The organism is Nocardioides sp. (assembly GCF_024509035.1).
In the GTDB taxonomy this organism is placed as follows: domain Bacteria; phylum Actinomycetota; class Actinomycetes; order Propionibacteriales; family Nocardioidaceae; genus Nocardioides.
Window position 1 is genome coordinate 18,706 of sequence record NZ_JANINT010000192.1, and the last position, 9,577, is coordinate 28,282.

A 9,577-nucleotide genomic window follows, 5' to 3' on the forward strand; every position below is an offset into this window, starting at 1 on the left:
ATGACCGCGCGACCCAAGCTCGCCGTCTGGAAGTTCGCGTCCTGCGACGGCTGCCAGCTGACGCTGCTCAACTGTGAGGACGAGCTGGTCCCGCTGGCCGGGGAGATCGAGATCGCCTACTTCCCCGAGGCCACCCGCGCGGTCGTCGAGGGGCCCTACGACGTCTCGCTGGTCGAGGGGTCGATCACCACCCCGGCCGACCTGGAGCGGATCCACCAGGTCCGCGCCGTCTCGCGCCGGCTCATCACGATCGGGGCGTGCGCGACCAGCGGCGGCATCCAGGCGCTGCGCAACTTCGCCGACGTCGCCGAGTTCCGCTCGGTCGTCTACGCCCACCCGGAGTACCTCGAGACGCTGGACCGATCGACCCCCGTCGCCGCCCACGTCACGGTCGACTTCGAGCTGCGCGGCTGCCCGGTCGACCGACACCAGCTGCTCGAGCTGCTGAGCGCCGAGCTGGCCGGACGGCGGCCCCGGATCCCGACGTACAGCGTGTGCGTCGAGTGCAAGCGCCGCGGCGCCGTGTGCGTGATGGTGGCCGGCGGCGCACCCTGCCTGGGTCCGGTCACCCAGGCAGGGTGCGGCGCGCTGTGCCCGGCGTACTCCCGTGGCTGCTACGGGTGCTTCGGCCCGCAGGACACCCCCAACACCCGGTCCGAGGCGGACCGGTTGCGCGCGCTGGGACGCGACGAGGTGGAGGTGCTGCGGATGTTCCGCACCTTCAACGCCGCCGCCGAGCCGTTCCGGCAGGAGAGCCGGCGCCACGAGGCCGCACGGCAGCACCCGGGACAGGAGGTGGCGCCATGAACCACAAGCTCACCGACGGCGGCCGGGTCCTGCGCGTCGGTGCCCTGGCGCGGGTCGAGGGCGAGGGCGCGATGCACGTCGCGTTCGACGGCGCGGACGTGGCCGACGTCCAGCTGCGCATCTACGAGCCTCCCCGGTTCTACGAGGCGTTCCTGCGCGGTCGTGCCCACACCGAGCCACCCGACATCACCGCCCGCATCTGCGGCATCTGCCCCGTGGCCTACCAGACGAGCGCCTGCTGGGCCGTCGAGGACGCGTGCGGCGTCGGGGTGCCGGAGCCGGTCCGGCTGATGCGGCGTCTCCTCTACTGCGGCGAGTGGATCGAGAGCCACGCCCTGCACGTGTTCCTGCTCCACGCCCCCGACTTCCTCGGCTACGACGGCGCGATCGAGATGGCGGCCGACCATGCCGACGTCGTCGAGCTGGGCCTGCGGCTTAAGAAGGCGGGCAACACCCTCATGGAGGTCGTCGGCGGTCGCTCGGTGCACCCGGTCAACGTCCGGGTGGGCGGCTTCTACCGGTTCCCGTCGAGGACCGAGCTCGGCCGGCTCCGGCCGGTGCTCGAGCGCGCGCTCGACGACGCGCTGGTGGCCGTCGGTCTGGTCTCCGGCTTCGACTTCCCGGACTTCGAGCAGCCCCACGAGTACCTCTCGCTGCGAGCCGACCACGGCTACCCGATCGAGGCGGGCACCGAGGTGGTGACCTCCACCGGCCGTTCGTTCCCGGTCTCGCAGTTCGCGCAGCAGATCGAGGAGACGCACGTCGCGCACAGCAACGCGCTGCACGCCCGGCTCGCCGGCAGCGACGCGCCGTACGTCGTCGGGCCGCTCGCCCGCTACACGCTCAACTCCGACCGGCTCTCGGGCGTGGCGCGCGAGGCGGCACGTGGAGCGGGGCTCGGTGAGCGCTGCCGCAACCCGTTCCGCTCGATCGTGGTCCGCGCGGTGGAGATCGTCGAGGCCTGCCACGAGGCCCTGGCGATCATCGACGGCTGGGCCGACGGCTCGCCGCCCCGGGTCGAGGTCCCGCCGCGGGCGGGGGAGGGGTACGGCGCCAGCGAGGCCCCGCGCGGGACGCTGTTCCACCGGTACGTGCTCGACGGCGCGGGGATCATCCAGGACGCCCAGATCGTCCCGCCGACGTCGCAGAACCAGGCGGCGGTCGAGGCCGACCTGCGGACGATGGCCGCGGCCTGGTCGGGCCTCGACGACCACGCCCTGCAGCACCGGTGCGAGCAGGCGATCCGCAGCTACGACCCGTGCATCTCCTGCGCCACCCACTTCCTCGACCTCACCGTGGAGCGGTCATGACCACCCGGGCGATGACGGGCAGCTGCCTCGTGGTCGGGATCGGCGACCCGGCGCGGGGCGACGACGGGGTCGGACTGGCAGTGGCGCGGGCGGTGGCCGACCGGGCGCTCCCCGGCGTCTACGTGTGCGTGCATCGCGACCCCACCGCCCTGATGGACCTGTGGGCCGGCCGCGACCTGGTCGTCGTGGTCGACGCCGTGCGCTCGGGGGCGGTCCCGGGGACCGTGCACCGTCTCGCCGTCGGTGTCGGCGAGACGCCGCTGCCGTTCCCGGCGTGGGCCGCCAGCGGGCGCGGCACCCACGCCTTCGGGCTCGCCGCCGTCGTCGAGCTGGCCCGGGCCCTGGGGCGGCTGCCCGAGCACCTGGTGGTCGTCGGGGTCGAGGCCGCCTCGTTCGGCTGTGGCTACCCGCTGTCGACCGAGGTGCTGGCGGCCGTCCCGGTCGCCGCCGAGCAGGTGGTCGAGGAGGTGCGGGCCCATGTGCGTCGGTGAGCTCGGCGCCGTGCTGTGCCTGCGCGGTACGGACCAGGCCGACGTCCGGGTGGCGGGGCGCACGCTGACCGTGTCCCTGCTGACCCTCGACGACGGGGCGCCGCTCGCCGCGGGCGACGTGGTGCTCGTGCACAGCGGCTTCGCGCTGGCCCGACTGACGCCTGAGGAAGCGGCGGAGGCCGAGCGGATCAGGGAAGGGGACCGGTCATGACGTCGACGAGGACGCGAGGGATGCTGCTCGCACTGGCGACCGCCGCCGTGAGCGGGGTGTCGGTGTGGGTCAACGCCTCCGGGGTGCGGGAGTTCGACGACGCGACGGCCTACACCACGGCCAAGAACCTCGTCGCGGCCGTCGTGCTGGCCGTCCTGCTCCTCGTCGTCGGCGGTCGACGGCAAGGATCGGCGTCGGGCCGGCCGCACGGACCGGGCCAGTGGCTCGGGCTCCTCGGCGTGGGCGTGCTCGGCGGCGGCGTCGCGTTCGTGCTGTTCTTCGAGGGCTTGGCCCGGGCGACCTCCACGCAGGCGGCGCTGGTGCACAAGACGCTGGTGCTCTGGGTGGCGCTGCTCGCCGTCGCGCTGCTGCGCGAGCGGCTCCAGTGGGGCCACTGGGTGGCGATCGGGGCGCTCCTCGTCGGGCAGGCCGGGATCGCGGGCGGCGTGCCCGGATCGCTGGGCAGCGCGGAGCTGCTGATCCTGGCGGCGACGCTGCTGTGGTCGGTCGAGGTCGTCGTGGCCAAGCGCCTGCTCGCCTCGCTGTCGTCGTGGACGGTGGGGGTCGCCCGCATGGCGATCGGCTCGATCGCCCTCCTCGGGTGGCTCGCCGTGCGCGGCCGGCTCGACGCGCTGGGCGCGCTGACCGACGAGCAGGTCGGATGGGTGCTGCTTACCGGGCTGCTCCTGTCGGCGTACGTCGCCACCTGGTTCGCCGCGCTCGCGCGCGCCCAGGCCGTCGACGTGACGGCGGTCCTGGTGCTCGCCGTGCCGGTGACCGCCGTGATCCAGGCGGTGGCCGACGGTGCCGCGCTGGCTCCGCAGGCCGGCTGGCAGCTGCTCCTCGTCGGGGCTGTGGGGCTGGTGTGCTGGCTCGGTCTGCGTCCTCGTGCGGAGCTGGTCCGCGCCGATGAGTGAGCGGACCGGCGCATCCCGGGCGGCGAACGGGCCGTTGCGGTTCGCGCGCTACGCCTACCCGCCGAACGCGCTCGGCTACTGCGGCCCGGACGCGGCCGCACAGCTCCTGGAGCAGGCCGCGGCGGGCGCCGACGACCCGGACCTGCGGCGTCTGCTGCGCGGCTTCGAGGGCGCGTGGCCCTACCTCGAGCTGATCGCCGTCGCCAACGGTCTGACCGACCCGCTGGACGCCCGCGTCGTCGAGGCCTACTGGGTCGGCAACGCGCTGCTCGACCGCGTGGGTCCGCGCCTGCTGGGCGACTCCGTGGAGCTCCGGTTCCGTCGGCGTACGTCGCGACCGGCCTGGTCCCACCTGGAGGCCCAGGTCCCGGCGGGTGCCGTGCCGCACCACGCCTTCCACGTGTTCGGGGTCTATCCGTGGGTCGGTCTGCTGCGCGGCGGCCGCGGGGGTGCCGAGCCGCTGCGCGTCGTCGACCGCTGCCGGGTGCGCTGGGGGCAGGTGCTGGCGACCTCCGGCGCCGACGCCGTCGTGCGGTCGCGCCCGCTCACCTGGGACGGCCGCCGGCTCAGCCTCGGGTCGCCGGTCGAGGAGACCGCCGTGCTCCGGGTCGGCGACCGCGGGCTGGCGGGCGCCGTGGAGCCGGGGGACTGGTGCTCGCTGCACTGGGACTGGGTCTGTGAGCGCCTCGAGCGCGGGCAGCTCGTCGAGCTGCGACGGCGCACGCTCGACCAGCTCGCGGTCGTCAACAGCGTCGGACTCGCCGCGGCCGTGGGCTGAAGGACGCACGGCGGGTGGCGTGAGCACCGCCACCGTGACCGGGGCGGGCCCGGGCCGTTACGACGGTGACAGCCGTCACCGTCCGAGCCGACGTCCGGGAGTGCCAGATGCGCCGCAGCCGACAGACCCTCGCGCTCCTCACCGCCCTGGCCGCGGTGAGCGTGCCCACCGCTCTGGTCGCCGCGGCGCCGGAGAGCGCCGCTGCCGCCGCCGATCCCTGCGCGGCCTGGATGGACCGGTCCGACTCGGCCGACCGCCGGGCGGACGCGCTCGTCGCGGCGATGAGCCAGGACCAGAAGCTGCACATGCTGACCTTCGGCGACCCGCCGTGGTTCACCTACTGGGGGACGGCGGGCCACGTCGACGGCATCCCGGCCCTGTGCATCCCCGACCTGGTGCTGAGCGATGCGGGGTCCGGCGTCGCCGGGCTGCAGATCGCCACCACCGTGTTCCCTTCCGGCGTCGCGCAGGCGGCCACGTGGGACCCCGCCCTGCAGCGGCGCATCGGCAGCACGATCGGAGCCGAGGCGTTCGCCAAGGGCATCAACGTGATGCTCGGACCGGGCATGAACATCGCACGCACGCCGTACAACGGGCGCAACTTCGAGTACTTCGGTGAGGACCCCTACCTCGCCTCGAGCACGGCCGTCGCCGTCATCAAGGGCATCCAGTCCCACCCCGTGCTCGCCGACGCCAAGCACTACGCGTTCAACAACCAGGAGACCGAGCGGATGTCGATCGACGCCCGGGTCGACGAGCGCACCCGGCGCGAGATCTACCTCCCGGCGTTCGAGGCGGCGGTGAAGAAGGCCGATGTCGGGTCGGTGATGTGCTCCTACAACAAGATCGACGGCGCCTACGCGTGCGAGAACCCTGAGATGCTCACCGGCTACCTGCGTGACGAGTGGGGCTTCGACGGGTTCGTGGTCTCCGACTGGGGAGCCGTCCACTCCACCGCGCCGTCGGCGCGCGCCGGCCTCGACCTCGAGATGCACGCGTTCGCGGCGGGCGCCCCGGCGACCCCGGTCACCGGGAGCGCCGGGCGCTACTTCGGTGCCGACCAGCTCAGGGCCGCGCTCGCCGAGGGCGAGCTCACCCAGGCGCGCATCGACGACATGGTCCGCAACATCGTGCGCCCGATGTTCGAGCACGGCCTGTTCGACGAGCCGGTCTCGCCCGGGGCGGGGCCCTACCTGTCCGACGTCTCGACGCCCGGGCACCTCGCGGTCGCACGGCGGGCGGCCGCCGACGCGACGGTGCTGCTCAAGAACCGCGACCGGCTGCTGCCGCTCCAGCCCACCGACGGCGGTCGCACGATCGCGGTCATCGGCTGGGCGGCCAACCCGGTCGGCGCGGCCAACGCGGTCTCCGGCGGCGGCTCGTCCCACGGCAGCGGCCTGCCGCCGCGGGTCGTCTCGCCGCTCGAGGGCATCACGCGGGCGGCGCTCGAGCGGGGCGACCGCGTCGTCTACGCCGAGGGCTCGAACGTCGTCGACGCCCGCCTCGCCGCGGCCGCTGCCGACGTGGTCGTCGTGGTGGCCACGGACGGCTCCAGCGAGGGGACCGACCGCGCCGACCTCGGCCTGCGACCGGCCGCCTGCGTGACGGTGTTCTGCCAGGCGATCCCGATCGAGCAGGAGGACATGATCGCCGCGGCCACCGCCGCGAACCCGAACACCGTGGTCGTCCTCGACGTCGGGGCGCCGGTCCGGATGCCGTGGCTGGCGGACGCCGGCGCCGTGCTGGTGCCGTGGTACGGCGGGCTCGAGCACGGCAACGCCCTCGCCGACGTGCTCTACGGCGTCCGCGAGCCGGGCGGTCGGCTGCCGCAGACGTTCCCGGTCGACGAGGCCCAGAACCCGTTCGCTCCCGAGGCCTACCCCGGTGTCGACGGCACCGAGACCTACAGCGAGGGCCTGCTGGTCGGCTACCGCTGGTACGACGCCACCGGCACCCGGCCGCTGTTCCCGTTCGGGTACGGGCTCGGCTACACCACCTTCGGCTTCCGCGACCTCGTCGTGCGACCGACCGCCCAGGGAGCGCGGGTCAGCTTCGTCGTCCGCAACACCGGTCGCCGGGCCGGCGCGGTGGTCCCGCAGCTCTACCTCTCCTCGCCGAAGCGGGCGGGGGAGCCCCCGAAGCAGCTCAAGGGATTCACGAAGCTGACGCTGCGCCCGGGGGAGGCCCGCCGGGTGGAGCTGACGCTCGACCGCCGCGACCTCTCGATCTGGAGCACCCGCCGGGACCGGTGGGTCGTCGTGCCCGGCAGCTACCGCGTGGCAGTGGGGACCTCGTCGCGCGACCTCCCGCTCCACGGACGCCTCCGACGCTGACGGCGGGGTGTGACCCAGGTCTCACGCCGACCGCATTAAAAACGAGTATTGTCGTGACAAATGTGGTACGGCGGTGCGCCGTGGGAGGGGATCGTGATGGGACTCGTCATCTACTCGGACTTCGGATCAGCCGGCGCCTACCTGGCGAGCCGGCGCGTCGACGCGCTCGGCGCAGCGGGCGTCCAGGTCGACTGGCGCGCGGTGGAGGCCGACCCGCGAGCCCCCGTGGGCGGCGTGCCGCTGGCGCCCGCTGACCGCGAGGAGCTCGCCCGCGAGCTGGACTCCGTCCGGGAGCTCCTGCTCCCGGGGGAGGACCTGCCCGCGTCGCCGCCGACCGGGCGGCTCAACACGGGCGCCGCGGTCGCCGCCTACGCGGAGGCCTGCGGCGCGGGCGTCGCGGACGACGTACGGCGCCTGCTGTTCTCCGCCTACTGGGAGCGCGGTGCCGACATCGGCAACCCGGAGGTGCTGCGCCGGCTGCTGGCCGGAGCCCTCATGCGCAGCCACTCCACCTCGGTCCCGGTGCGCGAGTTCGGCATGGCCGTGACCTCGACCCGGGGGCCGATCACGGGCGGGGCGGCTCGCCGCATCCGCGACTGGGCGACCCAAGCGGAGATGTTGAGCGATCACGCAGCTGCCGGGCCGCTCACGCTCCCGGTCCTCGTCGTCGACGGCGCGCTGCCCGTGTCGGGCGAGACCGCCCTGCGACGCCTGGAGAAGGCGATCCTGCACGCCGGCGCCGAGGTCGACCCGGTGCTGCCCGACCCGCGCCGGTACCCGCCGGTGTCGGACCCGCCCGCGCTGACCTGGGTCTCCGCGACGGGCGGCTCGTGGCGGTACTCCTACCTGGCCTCCTGATCCGGGCGCAACGCTGGGCCGGGTCCTTGCTGAGTGTCGGGTGGGTCGGTGTGGTCGCCCCGGGACGTCATACGGACAGGGCAAGAGGTAGCACCCGCCGTACGACGTTCTGCGACCTCGTAGCAGACACACTCATCCAGCAGGACAGGCCGACTCGGCACCCTGCTGAGATGCAGAGGTGCCGAGTCGGCTGGCGGCCGGGCGATCAGGCGGCGACGCGGCCGATCCGGACCCGCCAGACCTCGGGGCCCTCCTCGAGGTAGTCCCAGGAGAACTCGCCCTGGTGCTCGGCGGCGAACTGGTAGTAGAGCGGCTTCGGGTCGTGGTCGTTGACCAGCACGAAGCCGTCGCCCGGGGCGAGCTCGTGGTAGGTCGTGAAGATCAGCTCGTGGCGCCGCGCGGGGATCTCGGTGCGGACGTCCAGGTTGCGGTCGGACATGTCATCTCCTTCGGGTTTCTCTGGTGGGCTGGTGGTCTGGTCGACAGAGGGCCTCAGCGGGTGACGTGCACGATCCCGTGCGCGCCCCGTTCGGCGTCGACCATGAGGTGGGACACGAACGGGTAGTGGCCGGGCCGGTCGAAGGACAGCTCGACGAACCCGCCCTGGGCTGCGCCGAGCGAGAGCACCTGGCTCCCGCCGTGCTCCGCGTTGCCCCGCCTGAGCAGGTAGGCGCCCTCGGCGAAGACCGTGTCGAACTGCTCGCCGACGACGTGGAAGCCGCTCGTGCGGTTGGGACCGGCGTCGACGACCCAGATCCGGACGCGATCGCCGGCCTTCACCTCGAGCTGGTCGTGGTCGTACTGGTTGGCGTAGCCGTTGAACACCACGGCGTCGGGCTGCTCGCCCATCACCTTGGTCGCGTCGGCGGGGCCGTCCTGGTCGCCGAGGTAGAGCTCGGACTGCACCATGAGGAAGCTCTTGTCGACGCGCGGCAGGCCGGGTGGGTCGATCACGACGGCACCGAACATCCCGTTGGCGATGTGCACCGACATCGGCATCGTCGAGCAGTGGTAGAGCCACGCGCCGGCGTGGGTGGCGGTGAACCGGTAGACGAGCGACTCGCCGGGCGCGATCGTGCGCATCCGCTGGTCGGGCGGGGTCTCGCCGGCGTGGAAGTCGATGGAGTGGCCCATCGAGGTGTCGTTGACCAGCCGGATGACGAAGCGGTCGCCCACCCGCCCGTGCAGGGTCGGTCCGGGCATGGTGCCGTTGTAGGTCCACAGCTGCTGCCGCACCCCCGGGGCCACCTCGGCCTGCATCTCCGTGACCCGGAACGTACGGCGGTGCACCCGGGACCGCTCCAGCGGCGGGAGGTGCGGGTCGTGCGCCTCGAAGCCCGCGCCGGGGGAGGCAGCGAGGTCGAGTGCTGCGGCAGCCGGGCCGCCGGTGCCGGTCTCGGGGGAGGCGGCCCCGTGGTCCATGCCCGGCATGTCGCCCATCGACCCGCTGCCGGTGTCGGACGCCGCGGTCGCCTCGGCCAGCCCGGTGACCTCGACGTGGAGGACCATCCCCATCTGGCGGTGCCCGACGACCGAGCACCAGCCCTCGATGTCGCGACCGACGACGCCGACGTCGAGCGTCGTGGTCTCGCCGGGGGACAGCCGGCCGCTGTCGGCGCCGGAGTCGAGCACGAGGTCGTGGACCGTGCTGTCGTCGGCGTTGGTCAGCTCGATGACCAGACGGTTGCCGGCGGGCACCCGCACGGTGTCGGGGGAGAACCGCATGTCCGCCGCACTGACCTGCACGCGGGTGGTGAGGCCGGTGGCGGCCACACCCGCCGACGACGGCGTGCGCTCGGTCCCGGCGAGCGCGGCCGGGTCGACCGCGACGCCGGCGGCGACGGCGAGCACGACCAGCGCGACGCCGGTGGC

Annotated in this window: 10 protein-coding genes; 8 read left to right on the plus strand and 2 right to left on the minus strand. The window is 73.7% G+C overall.

Features of this window, described 5'->3' with window-relative positions:
• The 8 genes from Q0L15_RS14360 (at position 1) to Q0L15_RS14395 (ending at position 7,705) form a co-directional block, all read left to right on the plus strand.
• Complete coding sequence (locus Q0L15_RS14360; protein WP_296605134.1) at positions 1-807, plus strand: hypothetical protein; 807 nt, start codon at positions 1-3, stop codon at positions 805-807.
• Positions 804-2,117, plus strand: coding sequence for a Ni/Fe hydrogenase subunit alpha (locus Q0L15_RS14365; protein WP_296605135.1), 1,314 nt, complete (start codon positions 804-806; stop codon positions 2,115-2,117). Before Q0L15_RS14360 ends, Q0L15_RS14365 begins: the two co-directional genes overlap by 4 nt.
• On the plus strand, positions 2,114-2,608 hold the full coding sequence (locus tag Q0L15_RS14370; protein WP_296605136.1) for a hydrogenase maturation protease: 495 nt from the start codon (positions 2,114-2,116) through the stop codon (positions 2,606-2,608). The genes Q0L15_RS14365 and Q0L15_RS14370 overlap by 4 nt, the downstream gene beginning before the upstream one ends.
• Positions 2,595-2,819, plus strand: coding sequence for a HypC/HybG/HupF family hydrogenase formation chaperone (locus Q0L15_RS14375; protein ID WP_296605137.1), 225 nt, complete (start codon positions 2,595-2,597; stop codon positions 2,817-2,819). The genes Q0L15_RS14370 and Q0L15_RS14375 overlap by 14 nt, the downstream gene beginning before the upstream one ends.
• Before the next feature lie 20 nt (positions 2,820-2,839).
• The gene (locus Q0L15_RS14380; protein ID WP_296605138.1) at positions 2,840-3,736 is read left to right on the plus strand and encodes a DMT family transporter; all 897 of its coding nucleotides are present in this window, start codon (positions 2,840-2,842) and stop codon (positions 3,734-3,736) included.
• On the plus strand, positions 3,729-4,514 hold the full coding sequence (locus tag Q0L15_RS14385) for a DUF6390 family protein (protein WP_296605139.1): 786 nt from the start codon (positions 3,729-3,731) through the stop codon (positions 4,512-4,514). Before Q0L15_RS14380 ends, Q0L15_RS14385 begins: the two co-directional genes overlap by 8 nt.
• 107 nt (positions 4,515-4,621) lie before the next feature.
• Positions 4,622-6,847 (plus strand): glycoside hydrolase family 3 C-terminal domain-containing protein, encoded by a 2,226-nt coding sequence (locus tag Q0L15_RS14390; protein ID WP_296605140.1) that lies wholly within the window; start codon positions 4,622-4,624, stop codon positions 6,845-6,847.
• A 96-nt stretch (positions 6,848-6,943) separates the two neighbouring features.
• Positions 6,944-7,705: a DsbA family protein gene (locus Q0L15_RS14395; protein ID WP_296605141.1), complete on the plus strand. Its 762-nt coding sequence runs from the start codon at positions 6,944-6,946 to the stop codon at positions 7,703-7,705.
• 205 nt (positions 7,706-7,910) lie between these two features.
• Here the strand turns inward: Q0L15_RS14395 and Q0L15_RS14400 are convergent, their stop codons facing one another.
• Both Q0L15_RS14400 and Q0L15_RS14405 read right to left on the minus strand, forming a co-directional pair.
• Positions 7,911-8,144, minus strand: coding sequence for a DUF2249 domain-containing protein (locus Q0L15_RS14400; RefSeq protein ID WP_296605142.1), 234 nt, complete (start codon positions 8,142-8,144; stop codon positions 7,911-7,913).
• 53 nt (positions 8,145-8,197) lie between these two features.
• Positions 8,198-9,577, minus strand: a 1,380-nt coding sequence (locus Q0L15_RS14405) for a multicopper oxidase domain-containing protein (protein WP_296605143.1), incomplete at its 5' end; no start/stop codon positions are given.

Bases quoted from the DNA above. Each gene is read 5' to 3' on its own strand.
- Q0L15_RS14370 (WP_296605136.1), top strand. From the start codon at position 2,114: ATGACCACCCGGGCGATGACGGGCAGCTGCCTCGTGGTCGGGATCGGC.
- Q0L15_RS14400 (WP_296605142.1), bottom strand. From the start codon at position 8,144: ATGTCCGACCGCAACCTGGACGTCCGCACCGAGATCCCCGCGCGGCGC.
- Q0L15_RS14395 (WP_296605141.1), top strand. From the start codon at position 6,944: ATGGGACTCGTCATCTACTCGGACTTCGGATCAGCCGGCGCCTACCTG.
- Q0L15_RS14385 (WP_296605139.1), top strand. From the start codon at position 3,729: ATGAGTGAGCGGACCGGCGCATCCCGGGCGGCGAACGGGCCGTTGCGG.
- Q0L15_RS14390 (WP_296605140.1), top strand. From the start codon at position 4,622: ATGCGCCGCAGCCGACAGACCCTCGCGCTCCTCACCGCCCTGGCCGCG.
- Q0L15_RS14360 (WP_296605134.1), top strand. From the start codon at position 1: ATGACCGCGCGACCCAAGCTCGCCGTCTGGAAGTTCGCGTCCTGCGAC.
- Q0L15_RS14380 (WP_296605138.1), top strand. From the start codon at position 2,840: ATGCTGCTCGCACTGGCGACCGCCGCCGTGAGCGGGGTGTCGGTGTGG.
- Q0L15_RS14375 (WP_296605137.1), top strand. From the start codon at position 2,595: ATGTGCGTCGGTGAGCTCGGCGCCGTGCTGTGCCTGCGCGGTACGGAC.
- Q0L15_RS14365 (WP_296605135.1), top strand. From the start codon at position 804: ATGAACCACAAGCTCACCGACGGCGGCCGGGTCCTGCGCGTCGGTGCC.